At 43.6% G+C, this 20,486-nt stretch carries 13 protein-coding genes; 9 read left to right on the top strand and 4 right to left on the bottom strand.

The genetic code is table 11. The features are described 5' to 3' along the window. Positions 1–102 precede the first annotated feature (102 nt). The 6 genes from AAEY80_RS04915 to AAEY80_RS04890 all read left to right on the top strand — a co-directional run bounded on the left by AAEY80_RS04915 (position 103) and on the right by AAEY80_RS04890 (position 6,403). Positions 103–1,410: an ABC transporter substrate-binding protein gene (locus AAEY80_RS04915; protein WP_350587962.1), complete on the top strand. Its 1,308-nt coding sequence runs from the start codon at positions 103–105 to the stop codon at positions 1,408–1,410. Then, positions 1,407–3,185 carry an ABC transporter permease gene (locus tag AAEY80_RS04910; protein ID WP_350587961.1) on the top strand — a complete coding sequence of 593 codons (1,779 nt, stop codon included), beginning with the start codon at positions 1,407–1,409 and terminating at the stop codon, positions 3,183–3,185. The genes AAEY80_RS04915 and AAEY80_RS04910 overlap by 4 nt, the downstream gene beginning before the upstream one ends. A 185-nt stretch (positions 3,186–3,370) precedes the next feature. After that, positions 3,371–4,015, top strand: coding sequence for an ATP-binding cassette domain-containing protein (locus tag AAEY80_RS04905; protein WP_350587960.1), 645 nt, complete (start codon positions 3,371–3,373; stop codon positions 4,013–4,015). Between the two features lie 206 nt (positions 4,016–4,221). Next, complete coding sequence (locus tag AAEY80_RS04900; protein ID WP_025652898.1) at positions 4,222–4,890, top strand: CDP-alcohol phosphatidyltransferase family protein; 669 nt, start codon at positions 4,222–4,224, stop codon at positions 4,888–4,890. Then, positions 4,883–5,701 carry a sterol desaturase family protein gene (locus AAEY80_RS04895; RefSeq protein ID WP_350587959.1) on the top strand — a complete coding sequence of 273 codons (819 nt, stop codon included), beginning with the start codon at positions 4,883–4,885 and terminating at the stop codon, positions 5,699–5,701. Before AAEY80_RS04900 ends, AAEY80_RS04895 begins: the two co-directional genes overlap by 8 nt. A 48-nt stretch (positions 5,702–5,749) precedes the next feature. Beyond that, positions 5,750–6,403 carry a DsbA family oxidoreductase gene (locus tag AAEY80_RS04890; RefSeq protein WP_350587958.1) on the top strand — a complete coding sequence of 218 codons (654 nt, stop codon included), beginning with the start codon at positions 5,750–5,752 and terminating at the stop codon, positions 6,401–6,403. Positions 6,404–6,608: 205 nt separating this feature from the next. On the opposite strand, the gene AAEY80_RS04885 is transcribed toward AAEY80_RS04890, so the two are convergent. Then, positions 6,609–7,217 (bottom strand): TetR/AcrR family transcriptional regulator, encoded by a 609-nt coding sequence (locus tag AAEY80_RS04885; protein WP_025652901.1) that lies wholly within the window; start codon positions 7,215–7,217, stop codon positions 6,609–6,611. Positions 7,218–7,460: 243 nt separating this feature from the next. Here AAEY80_RS04885 and AAEY80_RS04880 point away from each other — a divergent pair, with 243 nt between their 5' ends. Beyond that, entirely contained in the window at positions 7,461–8,000 is a 540-nt protein-coding gene (locus AAEY80_RS04880; RefSeq protein WP_240990889.1) for a peroxiredoxin-like family protein, read from the top strand. A 534-nt stretch (positions 8,001–8,534) separates the two neighbouring features. Here the strand turns inward: AAEY80_RS04880 and ppc are convergent. Then, positions 8,535–11,315, bottom strand: a complete 2,781-nt coding sequence (ppc, locus tag AAEY80_RS04875; RefSeq protein WP_350587957.1) for a phosphoenolpyruvate carboxylase — start codon at positions 11,313–11,315, stop codon at positions 8,535–8,537. Positions 11,316–11,848: 533 nt separating this feature from the next. After that, on the bottom strand, positions 11,849–13,282 hold the full coding sequence (gene nhaC, locus AAEY80_RS04870) for a Na+/H+ antiporter NhaC (protein ID WP_350587956.1): 1,434 nt from the start codon (positions 13,280–13,282) through the stop codon (positions 11,849–11,851). A 440-nt stretch (positions 13,283–13,722) separates the two neighbouring features. On the opposite strand from nhaC, the gene AAEY80_RS04865 reads away from it, so the two are divergent. Next, entirely contained in the window at positions 13,723–14,931 is a 1,209-nt protein-coding gene (locus tag AAEY80_RS04865; RefSeq protein ID WP_350587954.1) for an amino acid aminotransferase, read from the top strand. A gap of 537 nt (positions 14,932–15,468) precedes the next feature. Continuing rightward, entirely contained in the window at positions 15,469–16,653 is a 1,185-nt protein-coding gene (locus AAEY80_RS04860; RefSeq protein WP_201577838.1) for an acyl-CoA dehydrogenase family protein, read from the top strand. Positions 16,654–16,874: 221 nt separating this feature from the next. Here AAEY80_RS04860 and AAEY80_RS04855 read toward each other — a convergent pair. Then, positions 16,875–20,486 (bottom strand): YadA-like family protein (locus AAEY80_RS04855; RefSeq protein WP_350587953.1); only part of this gene is annotated, 3,612 nt, incomplete at its 5' end.

The following is a 20,486-nucleotide window of genomic DNA, read 5'->3' as shown; positions in this document are numbered from 1 at the left end:
TGTGACTTCGTCACTCCAGAGGCTTCAAAAAATTTATCCCAACAGCACTCTTCAGAATATATGACTGAATGACGTTTAACACGGGTTATAACGAGAACATAAATGTACGTTATTAAATCTTTACTAGCTTTGCCAACGCTAAAACATCTAAGCCGCTATAGCACCTATGCTATGGTGCTTAGCGTTTGCATTGGCATATCAGCAAGCACTGCCTCACCCACTACCGATGACCTTAATCAAACTTTATCATCTTGGCAGCAGATAGAAGCCCAAGGTAAAAACCAAGACGTTTACTTCTATGCATGGGGCGGTGACCCGCAAATAAATGCCTATCTACAGTGGGCCGCTGAAGAAGTGGATGACAAATATAATATTAATTTGGTTCATGTCAAATTGAGCGACACCAGTGAAGCCGTTAGTCGCGTACTCGCGGAAAAGTCTGCCAACAACAATGATAAAGGCAGCGTTGATCTCATCTGGATAAATGGCGCAAACTTTGCCACCATGAGTGAGAATTCGTTATTACTGAAACAATGGGCGAACAAGCTGCCTAACTTTGCCTTGACCGATCCAGAGAATAATCCTGCCGTTAACTTTGATTTTGGTGTACCGACTAATGGTATGGAAGCACCATGGGGACAAGCCTCGCTGACCTTTTATTACGACAGCTTATCAACTAACAAGCCACCAACCACTTTAAATGAGCTAGTCAATTGGACAGCGCAAAACCCCGGGCGTTTTAGCTATCCAAAGCCACCTGACTTTTTAGGCATGAGCTTTTTAAAATACGCTTTAGTCATGCTGCACGAGCAGCAAGATGCGAATACAGGCAAAAATATCAAAGCACAGCTCAACTTGCCAGCCACTGAGCAAAATACAGATATTATATTAGCCCCTTTATGGACGTTTTTAGATGATTTGCATCCCACCTTATGGCGCAAGGGTGACCAATTTGTGCAAACGGGCGCGCACATGCGGCGTTTGGTCGATGATACCGAGCTTAGCTTAGCCTTTAGCTTTTCCGCGCCTGAAATTCCTGCGGCCGTGCAGCGTTATGACTTACCCAAGAGCATTCGTAGCTATGCCATGAGCGATGGCAGCTTAAGCAACACCCATTTTGTGGCGATTCCTTATAACGCCAGCCACCCACAAGCCGCGCAGCTAGTGGCAAACTTCTTGCTAAGCCCAGAAGCACAGGCTAGAAAGCAAACGCCTGCTGTGTGGGGTGATAAAACCGTACTCGTCCAATCGACGCTCGACCCTGAGCAACAAGCGCTATTCAAGACTAACAAACCGCATCCGAGCGCCCTACCTGTTGACGCTATAAAACGTACCGTGAATGAACCACATCCGAGCTGGGTTGATGCCATTATGCAAGGCTGGCAGACACGTTATGGAGTCAGCCCATGAGTAAAGATTCTAATAATAAAAGGGAGAAGAAAAACGTCAATTCCGCAACAAGCACTGGCATAACCGCGCCTTATAAAACAGATCTATTTACGCGTACCGTCTCCTTGAGTCCGACATTTTTACTGCTGCTACTGATATTACCGGTACTCGGTGGTTTACTCAGCGTGCTGTTACCTGCCTTTAGCTGGGTGCCTGCACTTGAGCAAACGACTTTTGGTCTACAAGGCTTTAACGATCTTTGGCAGACGCCTGGTCTTATCCAAATGGTAGCGTTGAGCATCGCTACTGGATTAATCAGCACGCTATTCGCTTTTGTCATGGCCTTAATGATATTGGCGGCATTTTTTAATAGTATTTGGCTGACCCGTATTGAGCGTTTGCTGAGTCCAATCTTGGTCATTCCTCATGCAGCGGCAGCCATCGCGGTTGGCTTTTTGATTGCGCCTTCTGGTATGTTTTCGCGCCTTATTTCACCGTGGCTAAGTGGCTGGGAGTTGGCGCCAGGCGGTATGTTTCCACATGACCCGTACGGCATCAGTATTATTTTAGGTTTGACGTTAAAAGAGCTGCCGTTTTTATTACTCATGGCACTAGGCGCTTTGGCGCAACCAGAGCTTGGTAAAAAGCTACGTCAGCAATATAAAGTTGCGCTAAATCTCGGTTATTATCCCATCACTGCCTTTTTTAAAGCCGTACTCCCTGTCCTCTATCCTTTTTTACGTTTGCCTATCTTAGCCGTGCTGGCCTATGCCAGTGCCAGCGTAGAGATGCCATTGATATTGGGTCCAAACACACCGCCAACACTGGCGGTTACTATCATGCAATGGTTTAACGATGTGGATTTAAACTTACGTATAAAGGCCTCGGCGGGCGCGTTATTACAGCTGGCGTTGACGGGTAGCTTAATCGCCTTGTGGCTTGGTAGCGAGAGAGCGATAAAAACTTGTTTTAACAGCACGTTGATAAATGGCAAGCGCCACTATGCCGATGCATTATGGCAAAAAATCACCGCCGCGTTGACCACTGTGGTGATTGGCTTTATCTTGCTGGCGCTCGTTGGTCTGGTCATGTGGTCAGTAGCTGGTTTTTGGCGCTTTCCCGCCGTATTGCCAGAGCAATTGGTGTTATTACATTTTCAAAGTGCCTTTACGCAAATGGGTACGCCATTATTTAATACCATCACAATCGGTATCGTGAGCACCGTATTTGCCATTGTGCTGACTTTATTATGTCTAGAAGCTGAACAATTAAGTAAAAAACCACTTTCAACATTTACCAGTTTCATTATCTATTTACCACTGTTAGTGCCCAGCATTGCCTTTCTATTTGGTTTGGTATGGCTACAGCAGTTGGTAAATAACCAAACGGCGTTTTTTAATGTGGCGTTTACCCATCTGCTTTTTGTACTGCCTTATGTGTTTTTATCGCTTGCCAGTAGCTACAGGCGTCTAGACCCTCGTTTTGCTCATGTAGCCGCAAGCCTTGGTGCGACCCCAGCAAAAGTATTTTTGCAGGTGAAATTGCCACAATTATTTGCGCCGCTGTTAATTGCTATCGCCCTTGGTTTGGCGATTAGCTTTGGTCAATACTTGCCGACATTATTAGCAGGCGGCGGACGAATCGCCACCATCACCACAGAAGCGGTGACTCTCGCAAATGGTGCCAGTAGGCGCACCAGTGCGGTGTACGCCATCATCCAAATGGCACTGCCGTTAATTGGCTTTATATTGGCGTGGGTATTGCCGAAGTATTTCTTTAAAAGTGGCACTCGTTAGAAATAACATCTATAAGCGCTCCACTTTAAAGAAACAGTTGGCGTAGGCTGTGGCTTTAGCCCAGCTTAAATCTTTGCAAAAGCAAAATGCTGGGCTAAAGCCACAGCCTACGTTCGTCCATACTAAGTTAAGAGTCAGGTAGCTGTGAAAATATCAGTCGTTAAAAACACAAAAAAGGGTCCTTGATGCAATCATCTTTACAGATAAAAAACTTACAGTTATATCGACAAGGCAAGCTATTACTAAGCCTAGACGAGCAGATTGCTGGTGGTGAAATATTGACTGTCATGGGCCCATCTGGCAGTGGTAAATCGAGCTTATTGAATTGGCTGACAGGTACCTTACCAAATGGTTTTACCGCTACTGGTGAGGTCTGGCTAAATGATAAAAATGTAAGCCACCTGCCGACGCACCTGCGCCATATTGGGGTACTGTATCAAGACGCCCTACTGTTTTCGCATTTATCGGTAGCGGGTAATATTGCTTTTGCGATGCCTAAAAATAATAAAATGGGCGATAGAAAACAGCGCCATGAAAAAATAGAACAAGCGCTTGCACAGGTTGGATTAGCAGGCATGGGAAATCGCCATCCTGACAACCTATCGGGCGGACAACAAGCACGAGTGGCACTACTGCGCACCTTGCTCAGCGAGCCAAAAGCGATACTACTCGATGAGCCTTTTAGCAAGCTCGATACCCAGCTGCGAGTAGATACGCGCCAATTGATATTTGAGCAAATTCGTACTCATAAACTCCCCGCCATCATGGTCACGCACGATCATAGCGATGCTGAGGCCGCAAAGGGTAAAGTTATTCATTTAGAGCTATAGTTTTAGGCCTATGCTTTTAGATTTAAAACTTAAAAATCAAAACAAAGTATAGCTGATTCACTTTAAAACCGGTACGGTGCTACTGGAATAATTTTTACTGGCTTGCTGTGTCTACGCTGACAGAGGCTGCGCAAAATTCATTCCGGTAGCATGCAGATATTAGCGTATCGATTTTATTTAGAACTTACCATATAAAAGGCAAGCGCATGCTAGACAAATTTCTCACGCCCATGATTAAGCCGATACTAGCCCCTGTGGTCGTTGTATTGCACAAGCGTGGTATTACAGCTGATCAGCTCACGGTGGCGGGCTTTTTAATCGGCATGTTAGCCTTACCATTACTGGCGTTTGAATTGTGGTATGGCGCGCTTGCGGTGATTGTATTAAATCGCATTTTGGATGGTCTTGATGGCGCGCTTGCCCGCTATGCACAGCAAAGCTCAAGCGCAGGCGGCTACTTAGATATTACGCTTGATTTTATCTTTTATGCAGCAGTGCCGCTGGGTTTTATCTTGGCAAATCCTGAACAGAACGCTATTGTTGGCGCTTTATTACTTGCTACCTTTATCGGCACAGGCTCTAGCTTTTTGGCGTTTGCCATCGCCGCGGAAAAGTTTAAACTGGATAAACCACAGTTCAAATATAAAAGTTTTTATTATTTAAACGGTTTGACTGAAGGTACTGAGACTATTGCGCTGTTCGTGGCCTTTTGCATTTGGCCACAGCACTTTGTACTACTCGCTAGCATTTTTGCCACGGCATGCGCGATTACGATTTTTACCCGTATCCATGGTGGCTATCATACCCTTAAACAGCTAGAGGCGAATGTTAGTAGCTCAGCTGGTTTAAACTCTCAAGAGGTAAGTAATGACTAACGAAGTATGGTGGCGGCTTGGGTTCTTTTTTAGCATCTTAGTCATCATGATGCTGATTGAATGGCGCATGCCTGCACGCACCGCGCCGATCAAAAGCAGCAAACGCTGGTTCGCTAACTTTGGCTTGGTGTTTGCGTCATCCGTTATTGCTCGTCTAGCCGTGCCTGTCGGTCTAACCGCTGTGGCGCTTTATAATCAGCAGCATGGGATTGGTCTATTCAATACTGTCAATTTACCAAACATTGTTGTCATCATATTAAGCTTAATATTGCTCGACATCATTATTTACTGGCAACATCGATTATTCCATCGCGTGCCTATTCTATGGCGTTTGCATAAAGTCCATCACGCTGATGCGCATGTTGATGCCAGTACAGGTCTGAGGTTTCATCCGATTGAAATCGTTTTAAGCATTCTAGTGAAGCTCGTTGCCGTCAGCTTATTGGGCATCCCTGCCATCGCAGTACTGATTTTTGAGATTGCTCTAAATGGCTTAGCGATGTTTAACCATGCTAATATTCGTCTGCCACCCGCCCTTGAAAAGCCACTGCGCTTAATATTGATGACACAGATTCTGCACCGTATTCATCATAGCCAACGCAGCAGTGAAACCAATTCAAACTATGGTTTTAGCGTCATTTGGTGGGATTGGATTTTTGGTAGCTATAAAGACGCTGCGCAGAAGCCTGACGAAAAGCTAGATATCGGGCTAAAAGAATATCCATCACCCAAACAAAACGCCTCGCTATGGGGATTGCTCGTAATGCCTTTTAAAAGTAAAGCCTTTATAAATAAGTCATTCAAAGATTAGTATCAGTTGAATAAAAGAGCCTGCACAATAATGAGGAAGGAATACGTTATGACCAATTCAAAAACTCCACTTAGAATAGATATCATATCGGACGTGGTTTGTCCTTGGTGCGCCGTTGGTTATGGACAGTTGGCTGAAGCACTAAAGCAAACGGACACTGAACATGAGATTCATTGGCATCCGTTCGAATTGAACCCTGATACGCCAAGTGAAGGGAGAAATTGGCGTGAGCATATTGCTAAAAAGTACGGCTCTAGTAGAGAGGAGTCTGATGGCAGTCGCGTCCGAATCACTCAGGCGGGCGCAGAAGTGGGATTTGAGTTTAACTTTACTGAAGAGACTCTCACCTATAATACTTTTGATATGCATCAACTGCTGCACTGGGCAGATCAGCAAGGGCATATGCATGAGTTAAAAGAAGCGTTATTCGCGGCTCACTTCACCTATGCTAAAGATCTCTCTAAAAGAGATGTATTGGCAGATATTGCAGCACAGATTGGCTTAGATCGTAGTGAAGCACTCGCGGTATTAGAGGATCAACGCTTTGCCGAAATAGTACGTCAAGCGCAGCAGCACTGGCGGCAGCAAGGTATCCAAAGTGTGCCCTCCTTTATCTTTAATCAAAAACACTTGGTTAGCGGTGCACAAGGGGTAGAGAACTTCAAAAGTATCTTGCAGCATTTAGCAGAACTACCAGAGTAAGACGCATTTTTGATTATTTCAAAATTGATTTGGCAAAATCAGTTATTAAAATCCAGATATAAAAAAGGGCAACTCAAAATTTAATATTTGAGCCGCCCTTTTCTCATTTATTCATACCAATAATTGACCTTATTGCATATTGCTTGGTTCTCAGCTTAGCTTTTAATTATCCTAAAGATCACTCTTGCCTAAACCAGTTAGCAGTCTAATTAACAAACGCGCCATTACGCATGTTTTCTATAGACAATGCCATATCTTCAGCCAATGCTTGCACCGCTGCACTATCAACATCACGCTGAGCAAAGGCACGCAAGCCCATCACTTCAGCCTGCAAGCGTCGCCCCAGCCTAGTCGCATCAAGATCACTATCAAGCTCGCCTAGGCGCTGCGCCTCAACGAAACACTTTGTAAAACGTGTTTCCATGCCAGCCAGTAATTTTTCTACTTTATCTAACGCTGATTGCTCACGAGCACCAAGCTCGAGTAAGCTTTTGACCAACATACAAGCTCGACTCGGTATCTTTTGATCACAGATACCGCCAAGCTGACGCATATAAGCCGCCAATCCTAATAAAGGGGACTCGTGGCTGGCGAATATGCGTTCAAGCTCAGTCAGCGAAGCGTTAGCATAATGATCGAGTGCTTCTTGAAACAGCCCATCCTTATTACCAAACGCCGCATAGATACTTCCCGGCCGCATATCGAGAGCTTGTTCGATATCTTTTAAGGAAGTGGCATGAAAGCCCTTTTGCCAGAACAGCTGTATAGCACGCTCCAAGGCTTCGTGACGATTGTATAGTGTGGTACGTGACATAATATCTTCCAACCTCTCAAAGCCATGACCTCTATATGAAGTCAGCATGGCTGTATCGTTTGAGTAATTAGCCAATTTTATCTTGAATGATTGCTCAAGTCCAGTTAAAGTAGGCGTAACCAGCCTTTAATGGAATGCTTAGCAAGGTTTACGCTAACTTATTCACAAACACTCATTACCCAATAATTAAATAAGTTTTTTAACCCTCATCACTCACATTAATACAACACCTCAAAGGATAATATGATGCAAGCAAAAGATACTCAAAAACTCCGCGCCGGTAGTCAATTCCCTGACATACAAGTACCAATGTTAGATGGTGAAATGAAAACCTTAGGCAAGCCTGAAAATGGTCACGATTGGAAGTTAGTGGTGGTTTATCGCGGTAAACATTGCCCGATCTGCACTAAATATCTCAATCAATTAGAAACGGTAAAATCATCATTCGCTGATGCTGGCGTCGACATCATTGCTGTATCAGGTGATAGTAAACAGCAGCTAGAGGCGCATTTAGAAGAGCTGGATATCAGCTTTCCAATAGCTTATGGCTTGACTGTTGAGCAGATGAATACCTTGGGGCTTTATATCTCTGACCCACGTTCTGAAAAAGAAACCGATCATCCTTTTGCAGAGCCTGGTGTCTTCGTTATTAATGCTAAAGAAGAGATTCAAATCATTGACATCTCTAATGCCCCATTTGCCAGACCTGAGCTTGAAGCCCTTGCCAACGGATTGTCTTTTGTTCGAAAAAACGACTACCCTATTCGTGGTACCCATGTTTGATTGCAGAGGGCTATATGATACTTCAAACGAGATGAATGCTGTCACGTTTTTATAATAGACTGTCTGTCTATTTCAGTACAACAGTGAAAGCATCTCCTTAAAATAAAAAACTTCAAGCTCTATATACTATAGCTTGAAGATTTTTTTATTAATCCAGTACTGGTTGATTATATTTAATCAACGAAACTATAGTCAGTGAAAAGTAATATCGATACACGACGCCCTGCTGATATCAATTTTTCTTGCTTGCTGTGCCTGCGCAGACAGAGGCGACAAAAAATTAATATCAGCAATACCCTAGAGCGTGTCCTCAATTCAACCGATAGCAATCTAAATGGGCTAAAAATGGTTAAATCTTGCCAAACATCGTCAAATAGCTAGGTAATATCTCGATATTATCTGCACTATTTTCCTTGTTTGACTGCAATTTACCTCATTTTTATCACCATTTTTAAAATGAGGACACGCCCTAATGTTTTTAGGATATTTTGACTATATATTTAATCTTAACCGAAGAATATGCCGCTCTAATAATTAACCTGTATTGCGCAAACCTGCTGCCAAAGCGTTAATACTACGGATTAATGGATCCTCAACATCAAGCTCATCATGATTGATGACGCCTGTAACGTCTTTTTGTCTGGCACGTTTTAACAGCTCGATTTGTATATAATTAATCGGATCTAAATAAGCGTTTCGCCACTGTAGTGAGGCGGCAAGATTCTGCTGGTGCTCTAATAACGATGTTTGGTTAAGCAAGGAATTTAAACCAGAAGAGGTCAGCTGGTGCTCATCGATGACCGCCTGCATAATTTTTTCACGTAACGCCTCATCGTCACATAACTGGCTATAAGCCTGAGCGATATTCATCTCAGATTTGGTAAAAGCCATTTCGATATTGCTGATAAATACGCTAAAAAATGGCCAATGTTTATTCATCTCCCTCATTAAGTCTTCGTCTGCTTTAACGCTCTGTAACGCACTGCCGACGCCATACCAAGCCGGTAAGGTGAAACGCGCTAATGACCAACCAAATACCCAAGGAATTGCCCGTAAAGTCGTTTTGCTCGGCAAGCCTTTTTTGCGATGCGCGGGACGTGAGCCAATATTTAATAAAGAGATTTCTTGCACAGGGGTCACCTGTGAGTAGAACTGATAAAACCCTTCAGTATTATCAGTCAGTTGACGATAACGCTGCTCACCAGCATCTGCCAAACGCGCAAAGAGTGCTTCATAATCTGGCAGTTCAGGCGGTTGCACCACGAATCTGGTAGAGCAGGCTTTCAATGTACCAGTGATGCCCATGGTCAGCTCAAATACAGCCGTATCAGTGTTGGCATACTTGGCGTAAAGCACTTCGCCTTGCTCAGTGATTTTAATTTCTCCATGCAATGTACCCGCTGGTTGTGCGGCAATCGCGTTATGCGTTGATCCGCCACCACGACTCACTGAGCCACCACGACCATGGAACAAGCGCGTTTTGATGCCGTATTCTTCAGCGATACGATTGATAGTTTGCTGCGCGCTATACAGCTGCCATGCAGAGGTAATGATACCGCCATCTTTTGATGAATCTGAATAGCCAAGCATGATTTCTTGGGTGTTATCTGAGTGCGCAAGCAGTCCTCGATACAGTGGATTATCCAACACGGCAGGTAGAATCTTGTCAATATTTTTAAGATCTTCAATGGTCTCAAACAAGGGTGCAACGGGCAAATCAGCAGATAACTGTCCTGCCTCATCAACCCTGCACAGGCCAGCAAACCGCATCAATAATAAAACTTCTAATAATTGACTGGCATTATTAGTCATCGAAATAACATAACTGCCAAAAGTCTCTTGCCCTACCAGCTTACGTAATGTCGCCACTGAGTTCATCAATGCCAATTGTTCACGTGTTTTATCAGTCAAGTTATCAGTATAAATGAGCGGTGTACCAGGCTTTGCAAGCAAACGAGTCAGCCACTCTTGGCGCTCGCTTTCACTCAAAGTTTGATAATCTGGCAGATTAGAGGCACTGGCAAAAATATCGGTAATCACCTCACTATGATAAGACGACTCTTGACGGATATCCAGCGCGGCTAAATGAAAGCCACAGGTTTTCACCAGACGAATAACGTCAAGCAATAAGCCTTCTGCATGAGCAGTATCATGGCCATTCACGCTCTGACGAATAATACGCAGGTCTTCTAACAGCTCTTGTGGGTCGGCGTAGGCATCTTTTTTAGCGTCACTATCACTGCCTTTACTTTGAATCAGGCGATTAGTAGCGTTGACTTTAGTAAGGATTAAAGAAAGCAATCTACGATAAGGCTCATTGCCATAATCATCGAGATTATAATCAAATACTCGTCTATCGAGCTCATCGTAACTTTTGATTTTGGCGTAGACCTCAGGAGCAACATGAACCGTAGTATCACTATGAATGAGCTGGCGGCGCAGTTTTTTGAGCAGTACTTGATAGTGACGCAACACGGTATCCGCATGCATTAATACAGCAAGCTCTGTGGTCTCAAAAGTCACGAATGGATTACCATCTCTGTCACCACCGATCCAAGAGCCAAAGCTCATAAACGCTGGTAATGGGTTGTCCGCTAGCTCTGGGTAGATATCGATAATGGCTTTTTTAATATTACGATAAACCTTGGGAATGGCATTAAATAAACTGGCGTTAAAATAGTGTAAACCATTATTTATCTCGTCATAAACCAAAGGCTTACGCGTACGCACCTCATCAGATGACCATAACAAATCAATGGTTTGCGCCGTTTGTTCTTTCGCTTGCTCGTAGGCGAAACTGTCTTCATTAAGATTGTTTAAGGCATCGCTATGAGTAAATAGACTTTGCAAGATATTCATCGTCGTGCGGCGACGCGCTTCAGTAGGGTGTGCGGTAAAGACAGGAATAAATTTGAGTTGATCTATGAGCTCTTGCATTTGGGCAGGTTCAATATTACGTTCACGACACTCAAGCAGGGTACGACGAAACGACCCTTCCCAGCTTTGCTCAGACTGCGCACGCAGGTTATGACGCTGCTCACGTAGGTAATTTTCTTCCGTTAAATTTGCTAAGAAAAAATAGATAGAAAAGCCACGTATGACATTTTTCAATGCTTGATTGTCTAAAGAGGCAATAAAGTCAATAAGCTCCTGCTTTTGTGCGTCGTTAGGCTCGCGGCGTTGTTGGATAAAACCTTTACGCAATTTTTCGATGGTATGTACCGTCTGTTCACCAGACTGGCGAGAAATCGCAGCCCCTAAGAAAGAGCCTAATAAGCTCGTGCGCTCACGTAATACATTATTATCTATCGTCATCCTTGACCTTCTCATCAAATTAGTTGGCAAAGCAGTCACACTGCTTTGAGGGTAATGTCTCTATTATCTTCTGAAGTAACTATCTATTATCATAAAAATTAAGATATTGGTCTTTTAACTTACGGTTATTTACTACCACAAACCATGCGCTTTGATTTCAGCGACTTTAGCAATTTACCACACTAGCCCTAGCAAAACCATTAAACCTCGATAACATAAACGAGATTTTAGGCACTGCGTACGCAAGACTAAACTAGTGGAAGAAACGTATAAAATATAGAAAAAAGTTAAACCCACATAATGTTCATAAATTACACCACGCTTTTATCTCGATATAAATAGCAAATCATAATGCTGTTATTAAGTCTCAACCAACCACTTAAACACGATACAACTGCTCAGAATTTAAAAAAACCACGTAAGCGTTGCGCTACGAGGTTTCTTTTATTTGAATCAAAATAATTAGGATTAGATAGCATTTGTACAGAGTGTTAAAAAAATACCATCAAATCATAGGAAAGAAGCATAAGCGTTTAACCCATAGGAGCAGAATCTGACATCACTGTCTTCTTATGAGTTTGATGGGGCTGTATTCGACTGATAGTCACCCCTGTGAAGCCAAACAGAATTGTTAGCAGTAGCGACAAATAACAGAAGAACGCATAAGGCAGATAATCAAGTACGGGAACGCCTAACGCTTGGCTGATAAACACGCCGCACACACTCCAAGGTACCAATGGATTGATAACTGTGCCGGCATCTTCAATCGTACGCGATAGGTTTTTTGGGTGTAGGTTTAAACGCTCGAACGTTGGTCGGAAGGCGGTTCCTGATAATAAGATACTCAAGTACTGCTCACCAATAAGTACGTTGATGCTTAAAGCCGACATGGCAGCAGCAAAAATAGCACGCCCTGCTGTCGTTAAATTGTCTTTAATACCTGATAATAATGCTGGCAAGATACCCAATGCTGTCAGCAAGCCACCAAGACTGAGCGCTAATATCACAATCGCTTGGGTAAAGAACATGCTTTGGACACCGCCGCGCGATAGCATGCCGCCTACCTCGCCCAACTCTAATGACTCAGCAGGGGCATAGCCTGCAAACAGATAACCACCCAACTGACCAAAGCTTGGCGAGCTATGTAAGTAAGTAATAATCAATGCCGCAGCGATGGTACAGATGATGGTATAAATGGCATTGACGCGGAATATCGCCAGTCCTACTAGCACGACGAAAGGCAATACGGCGTAACCATGTACCAAGCCACTTTCAATTAACTGTCCTTGCAGCACTCTTACTTGACTTAAGTCAGAGCCAGCCGTTTGCCCAGAGAAGAACCAAAACAATATCACCGTCATTATCCAAGCCGGCACAGTGGTATACATCATATTGCGAATATGGTCAAACAAATCAATGCCGACAACCGATGAGGCAATGGTACAAGTATCCGATAATGGCGACATTTTATCACCAAAAAATGCTCCAGATACCACCGCACCAGCGGCAATCGCCACATTGGCATCAAAGGCATTGCTCATCCCTATGAAAGCCACGCCAAGGGTGGCGGCCGTGGTCAAACTACTGCCCAAGGCAATACCGATAATAGATGTCAACACAAAGGCTGAGATATAATAATACTCTGGCGATATCAGCTGAAAACCAAAATACATCAGCGTCGGAATGGCACCAGACATCATCAAGGCGGCGATCATCAAACCAATAAAAAAGAATAAATAAATCGCACCGATACCGCGCATGACGCCAGACGCCATTTGCGCTTGCATATCATCGAAGCTTAAACCTTTGAACAGACCGATGGCTAGTAGCACACAGATGGCGAGTATCAATGATAAATGCGGCACCCAGCCAAAGCCAATCATGGTAACGCCCATGATGGCGATGACAATGGCAGAAATCATAAACGCCAGTTGCGGTGAAATTTGGGTGAGTATTTTTGGTGGCATCACACATCCTTAGCTTGCCAGTGGATTCTGGCGTTGGGGTTGGCTTTGGGTTGGACAAGTTTAATGAGTTGCAATGATTATTGCTACCCTCATCATTTACCCAGTAGGCTATCAGTCTTCGCGGCCATGACAAAATCATTGCGAGGCAAACCTTATTTGGTAGACATTCCACTTATTACTTTACAAGGGCTATTTATTGAACAAGTGACCATTGCTTTTAAGCAGTTTTTACAGTCGTATTTTGATGATCATTTCGATAATTTTCACAGTGATTGACATAAGCCACTGGCAGGCTGCTTAAATCGTTATCAACTCTAGGGCGCGTCCTCAATTCAAGCGCTTGTCTCTAAAGGGGCTAAAAATAAATCTTGCGTTGAGTTAATTATTGATTTGGATTATGCTTTTTGTCCGCAAGACTCATATTTTTGTAAGGACACAGAATGTTTAGACATGTAGAGTATTATGCTGGTGACCCTATTTTAGGATTGATGGACCAGTTTTTTGCTGACCCCAATCCCGATAAAGTCAATTTGGGCATCGGTATCTATTACGATGAAGAAGGTGTATTGCCCGTATTAGACTGCGTCAAAACTGCCGAACAGCAGATTGCAGATTCAATCTCTCCGCGCCCTTATTTGCCGATGGCAGGTCTGGCTGGACATCGTAGCGCTTGTCAGAATTTACTGTTTGGTAAAGGGGCTCAGGTATTGACTGAGGGCCGTGTGGCGACGATAGCGACTCTCGGGGGTTCTGGTGCACTAAAAGTTGGTGCTGAATTTATACATCAGTGGCTACCTCAGTCGAAGTGCTACGTCAGCGACCCAACATGGAGCAATCATATTGCTATTTTTGCAGGTTGTGACGTAGAGGTTGGCAGTTATCCTTACTACGATAAAGCCAGCAGTAGCATCAAGTTCGATGAGATGATCCGCTTTTTTGAAACCTTGAATAAACACGATGTGGTGTTGTTGCACCCTTGCTGCCATAACCCAACCGGTATGGATTTGACAAAGCAGCAATGGGATAAAGTGCTAGAGGTAATAAAGCAGCGTGAGCTAATTCCATTTATGGACATCGCTTATCAAGGCTTTGGCGAAGATATGGACAGCGACGCGTATGCTATTCGTAAAGCAGTTGAGATGAATTTGACGGTGTTCGTGAGTAACTCCTACTCCAAAAACTTATCACTGTATGGTGAGCGTGTTGGCGGTCCTTCCGTCGTTTGTCCGACAGTAGACGAAACTGAGCGCGTCTTTGGTCAGTTGAACTTTATTGTTCGTCGTATCTATACCAGTCCACCCTCCCATGGCGGCCGCGTGGTTGATATCGTCATGAATGATGAGGAACTATATCAGCAGTGGGTTGGTGAAGTTTATGGAATGCGCGACCGTATCAAAGCTATGCGCTTAAAGCTCAAATCGGTATTAGAATCCAAACTACCTGAGCGTAATTTTGATTACATTACTCGTCAAAACGGCATGTTTAGCTTTACCGGCTTAACAGTTGAGCAAATCGAGCGCTTACAAAGCGAATTTGGTATTTACCTAGTCTCTAACTCACGTATGTGTGTGGCAGGCTTAAACGTCAGTAACATTGATTACGTAGCCAATGCCATGGTAGAGGTCTTACAAGAAACCTCAACCGATTAGGCTTGGTAGCCAAATTTTTAATAGAACTATTTACTAAAAAAGCTGAGCCATTGCTCGGCTTTTTGCATTTATGAATGCATCTGCACTTAGATAACATTGGGGCACATCTTTAATTCAATCGATGACCATTTAAATGCTAAAAAACTACTATTTTAAAGCGCTCACTGCAGTATGCTCATCCGTTCTAGCTTCTTAGTATTCGTATTTCTATCCAGAAAGACTTTAAAATCAGTTTCACCTCACATTTGGTATTGCACTTCATGTGTTAATCTAAGTAACTAAAAAATAAAATGACAGGCTAAGGCGCTGTCAATGACACATACAACTGAGCGATGTGCTGTAAATATTTCATCGCAGGATCGCTTCTAACATTTATTTCACTATAATATTTTATATATGCAAATTATTGGTTGTATAGCGGTCAACTGTTGGCTATTCTTGGTATAGGCATTGTTATATCTCAAATTTAGAATTGATTTTTATTTATTAATTCTAAATCAACATACTGTTTTATTCATTAAAATAAGGTTGAAAATTATGAGTGATACACCTTCATCAAATAATAATAAAGACGCTCTACCATCCGATGCCGCTGAAGATGTTTATGATTTAGCCATATCGGCCAGAGAGGAAACAGAAACCTGTAGAAAAATTGCACCGATAGTGGTCAAAAAACTGTCAGCGCTATCACTATTTAGAATGGGGTTGCCAAAGTCGTTGGGAGGATGGCAAGGCAATCCTGTAGAAACGCTAAAAGCTTATGAGACGCTGGCCAGTGCTGAGGCCTCAGTATCATGGATTGTTTGGAACAATCATTTGGCTTGCACATTTGGACGATTTTTGGACGAGCCTAGTATGCAGGAAATATACAGTGACCCCTCTCATGTCTATGCCAACTCAGCTCGCCCTGAAGGTGTTGCTAAACAAACAGCAGAAGGCTATACGGTCTCAGGTCAATGGACATTAGTATCAGGGTGTGAGTTGGCCGACTGGTTTGTGCTACGTTGCTTGGTAATTTCCGAAGGCTCACCCACCACCCTTGGGCCGGGCGCAAATTTAAAACTGTTCTTTATTCCAAAAGAAGATGTTGAAGTGATTGATACTTGGCATGTTGGCGGCCTAAACGGTACAGGCAGTCACGATATCGTCGTTAAAAACGCTTTTGTAAAATCGGACTATGCGGTCGGATTTGATAGTCCGGTTGCCATCGACAACGCCTATAATCGCCTACCGATTGGTTGTATTAATGCAGCTGGCTGTGCAGCGATGGCACTGGGCGTCTTAAAAGCAGCGACAGATGAGTTAATCCAAATTTGCCTAGAGAAAGTAACGCCCGGTAAAAGCCCAGATTTGCGTGATCGAGCAGCGGTACAAGCGACTATCGCTAAGAGCAAAACACTTTTGGCCTCTAGGCGCGTGCAATTACACAATAGTGTCGAGGTAATATGGGATGCAGCGCAGCAACAAAACAGCTTTACCGATATACAGCTGGCTGATGTGTGGGCAGCAGCCTGTGAGGCAGCACGAGAAGCCCGAGCCATGATATCGGAGATTTACGCAGTTGCTGGTACGGTCTCGCTATATAAAAAACATAGGATAGAGAGAGCGCATCGAGACATTCATGCTATTTTACAGCATGGGATTATTCAGCCACATTGGATGGATCAAGCCGGTATGGCTTACGTCGGACTGACCCCAAATGCCGCCATGTTCAGAGTATAAAATTGCTTTTATGATAATAGACAAGCCCTCATAAAATGAGGGATTTTTATCGCTTTGCTATTCAGCCAAAGAAAAAAAATCATTGTTAAAAATTATATAGTGGCTACCAAATCATCACTCTAAAAACTTATGAATTCTCAGGTTGCAAAAAAGCAAGACATCTAATGCCTTGCTTTTTTATGATTAACGAATTGCTTTATTCGATACTGCGCTTGATTTCTTTAATCAAAATGGAAACCAGCACCAATCGAGCCGCCAGCATTACCTTGGGTATCAGCGGTGCCGTTTACCTTCATGACCCAACGACCATCATTGGACAATTTCGAGAAGCCAATCGCCACTGCGCTTTCTCCGTTATAAGTACCAATACCACCGCCGATTAATGACTTACCTGGAATAAAGGCTTGTGGTAATGAAGACATGGCCATGGCTGCCGAGATACCCGCGTTTGCATCATCTTCGACTTCACCAATTTTGTAGCCTAGATCGCTCATGTTATTATTGAGCCTGCTATCAAGTGCACTTAATTGACCGAAATTGACGGCATCTGTGGCTTCTGTAGCATTGGCAACCCCGGTAATGCGGCTATCGCCTGCATTGATACCGCTTGCAGTCATACTAGGTCCGCCGACAATCGTGACGCCATTGTTATTAATGGATGTATTGCCAGTCTTGACACTATCTACGTTGATGTTGCCGTTTAGATCAAACTTAATACTACTGCCTGCTGCTGTAGTGCTGATGTTATTGCCACCTGTGAAGGTGAGGATACTGTCATCGCCTACTGGTTTGTTGATGGTAGCGCCGCTATCTGCACCAAAATTGAGACCCGCATCTATTTTGTCCTTATTCACTTTAATGTTGGTCGTGTTGGTTTCGATATTCGTGGTATTCGTTACGATATCGGCCGTATTGGTGGCAATGTTCGTGGTATTGGTTTGGATATTCGTAGTATTGGTCTGGATGCTTTCATTGATTATAACTTCACCTTGCTTGATAGAAGCTATTGCACCATCGATACTATTTTGACCAGTACCACCAATATTATTGTTCGTAAAGGTTCCATCTACAGGATTGTAGACTGTATCTCCTCCAATAATACTACTGATACCAGTGCCTTGAGCGTAGAGCTGACCACCGTTGATGGCATCTTTACTACCTTCAGAGACAGCACCATTCATCACGTTTGTAATCTGAGTATCGGCAGCATTGATACCGGCTTTGGTGACACTAGGTCCGCCTGCGATAGTCAGACCATTATTGTCAATAACGGTGTCACCCGCTGTGACGCTATCTACGTTTAGGTCTGGGTTTAAATCAAAGCTAATATCATTTGCGTCTACCGCTCGGCCAGCTTGACTTGCTACACCACCATTTGCCGACGTTCTAGAAATAGTAATGTTTCCATCTCTGCTGTTCATATCAACAGCGCTTCCCTGTTTTACCATGGTAGCGGTATCACTTTGTGCACTTAATGCCCAACCTCTGTCTAAGGCAAACGTCGTCGCGTTCAACTGTCCCACAGTCGCCGCATCTGTGTCTGCCATACCGGCAGCTACATTGGTGATTCTATTAAAACCATTGTCAAGACCACCACTACTCAGTCTAACCGTTCTACCGGGACCATTGTCAGTAAAGGTAAAGCCATTGCTGTTCATAATGCTATCACCAATCTGCATGCTACCCTCATTGCCTAAGTTCAGCTGGTTATTCAGTTTTACTTGAACACCCGTTGCCGAGGCCATCGTCGTAATATTGCTATCACCCGTGACGTTGATGGTATCACCTAAAGCAAACTGCTGGTCGTTGGCACTATTGCCATCACCGATTTTGATGCCTTTGGCAATCTCACCATTAGTCTTAAACAACTGACTACCGTTAACCGCATCTCTACTAGTAGCGCTCAACAATCCATCAGCGACATTAGTAATCTTGTTGTTGCCATTATTCAGACCATTGTTAGTGAGTGCTACTTGGTTATTATCACCATTATATAAAGTAACACCTGCATTATTAACTTGAGTATTTCCAGTGGTAACGCTGCCTGTATTACCAAGATTAATATCTTTGTCCAATTTAACAGTCAAGGTATCATCTCCATTAGCGGTGACACTAATGTTTTTCGTTGCTGGATCAGCATTGATAGTATCCCCACCTTTGACTGTGAGTTTTTGACCAAGTTTACGATTAACGGTAGTACCCGTATCACCATCGAAGTCGAGACCTTTATTTATCGTTGTAGTCGTTGCATTTAGTTGTCTAATATTAACGGCATCAGTATCTAGTGATCCATCGGCGACATTGGTGATTTGGTTGCCGCCATTATTTAGACCGTTATTACTGAGCGTGACGGTTTGGTTACTGCCGCCTGTGAGGGTGACACCGTCATTGTTAATAACGGTAGTTCCTGTGGTCAAGCTGGTTGAGACTAAATTAGCAGCAGTGGCAACTTTAATACCCCCTTCGTCAGCGGTTAAGACAATATTGTCACCGCTAATAAAATTGGCTGTGTTATTGTCCTTATTCAGAGTTTTGACATCAGAACCATTGATTTGCGTTACTACTGTTTGCATCGCGCTATCGGCTTTGCCCAAGCTTGCTTTACTGCCTTCGCTTAAATCCACTTGGTAATCAGTGATATTGGTATCAGGATCTTTGATACTGGCGGTTACTGTTAATGCATTTGCATCTGCAGTAGAAACACTGGCGCCATTGGCATTGACGGTGTAGACGTCCTGTCCAGTATCGCTATCGGTTGAAAAATCAACACTGGCAACATTCGTTCCTTTAACCACTTTGGTTCTCGCTCCTGCAGCAGCCATCTGTACATCACCGATGTTTGCCGCATTGCTTACTGTATCACCACCACTTTTTACTCCCTTGATCTGGGTGTCATTGGCATTGATGCCAGTAATAGAGATATTAACGCCGCCAAAGTCTGCACTGGTGAGTCCAGTCAAAGTTGGAGACAAGCCGAGGGCTATACCATCACCACTAGCCAAGGCTGTGGTCGTTAAATTGCTGTCCGTATCAAGTTTAATCTCTTCACCTAAGGCAAAGGTTTTTTTGAGCGTGCCGCCGCTGCTTACATCGTTCACATTAAATTTGATGCCTTTAGCAATATTGTCAGCGTTGGTGCCAATATTGGTGGTATTGGTCGAGATATTGCCAGTATTGCTGGTGACTTGTTGGTTGGTATTAAATAACTGACCACCATTGATGGCGTCTTGACTATTTAGACTAACCGTACCATTAGAAACATTGATGACTTTTTTATTACCGGCATTAACACCACTCTTAGTGATACTTGGACCATTTAGAATGTTCAGACCATTGCTAGATATGAGAGTGGTAGACAGAGGGCTTGATACAGCAATTCCTACACCAGTAACGGTAGTATTAACTAGAGCGTTGCCTGTTCTAACACCTAAGCCATCGACTGTAGTCTTCGTCAGTATATTGCCAGTTGTGAGTCCAGAACGATCAAGTGTCGTAGTATTACCAAACCCTATAGGAAAACTCGAACCCATTTTTACACTACCTGTCTCACCTAGATCTATATTTTTCGCCAGTTTGACAGTTAAGGTGTTACTCACGTTATCTGCAACAACACCGATGTTGTTGTCCGATAATGCCGTGGTTGCACCCCCTTTGACGGTAAGCTTCTGACCCAATTGACGGTTGACAGTTGTCGCTGTGTTGTCACCGGTAAAGTCTAGGCCTAAACCAATGGCTGTGCTGTTATTAGTCACTTCTGTATTAGTGGCATGCAACTGACTGCCATTCACCGCATCCGTGCTGCTTGCATTCACCGCTCCACCAGCGACGTGTTT

It is taken from the genome of Psychrobacter sp. 78a-MNA-CIBAN-0178, assembly GCF_040309625.1.
GTDB lineage: Bacteria > Pseudomonadota > Gammaproteobacteria > Pseudomonadales > Moraxellaceae > Psychrobacter > Psychrobacter okhotskensis.
This window is presented reverse-complemented; position numbering and strand designations above follow the sequence as displayed.

What these genes read in the sequence shown, in the direction of transcription:
- AAEY80_RS04880 (WP_240990889.1), top strand. Translation starts at nt 7,461, where the DNA reads ATGATGCAAGCAAAAGATACTCAAAAACTCCGCGCCGGTAGTCAATTC.
- AAEY80_RS04895 (WP_350587959.1), top strand. Translation starts at nt 4,883, where the DNA reads ATGACTAACGAAGTATGGTGGCGGCTTGGGTTCTTTTTTAGCATCTTA.
- ppc (WP_350587957.1), bottom strand. Translation starts at nt 11,315, where the DNA reads ATGACGATAGATAATAATGTATTACGTGAGCGCACGAGCTTATTAGGC.
- AAEY80_RS04890 (WP_350587958.1), top strand. Translation starts at nt 5,750, where the DNA reads ATGACCAATTCAAAAACTCCACTTAGAATAGATATCATATCGGACGTG.
- AAEY80_RS04900 (WP_025652898.1), top strand. Translation starts at nt 4,222, where the DNA reads ATGCTAGACAAATTTCTCACGCCCATGATTAAGCCGATACTAGCCCCT.
- AAEY80_RS04865 (WP_350587954.1), top strand. Translation starts at nt 13,723, where the DNA reads ATGTTTAGACATGTAGAGTATTATGCTGGTGACCCTATTTTAGGATTG.
- AAEY80_RS04915 (WP_350587962.1), top strand. Translation starts at nt 103, where the DNA reads ATGTACGTTATTAAATCTTTACTAGCTTTGCCAACGCTAAAACATCTA.
- AAEY80_RS04885 (WP_025652901.1), bottom strand. Translation starts at nt 7,217, where the DNA reads ATGTCACGTACCACACTATACAATCGTCACGAAGCCTTGGAGCGTGCT.
- AAEY80_RS04860 (WP_201577838.1), top strand. Translation starts at nt 15,469, where the DNA reads ATGAGTGATACACCTTCATCAAATAATAATAAAGACGCTCTACCATCC.
- AAEY80_RS04905 (WP_350587960.1), top strand. Translation starts at nt 3,371, where the DNA reads ATGCAATCATCTTTACAGATAAAAAACTTACAGTTATATCGACAAGGC.
- AAEY80_RS04910 (WP_350587961.1), top strand. Translation starts at nt 1,407, where the DNA reads ATGAGTAAAGATTCTAATAATAAAAGGGAGAAGAAAAACGTCAATTCC.
- nhaC (WP_350587956.1), bottom strand. Translation starts at nt 13,282, where the DNA reads ATGCCACCAAAAATACTCACCCAAATTTCACCGCAACTGGCGTTTATG.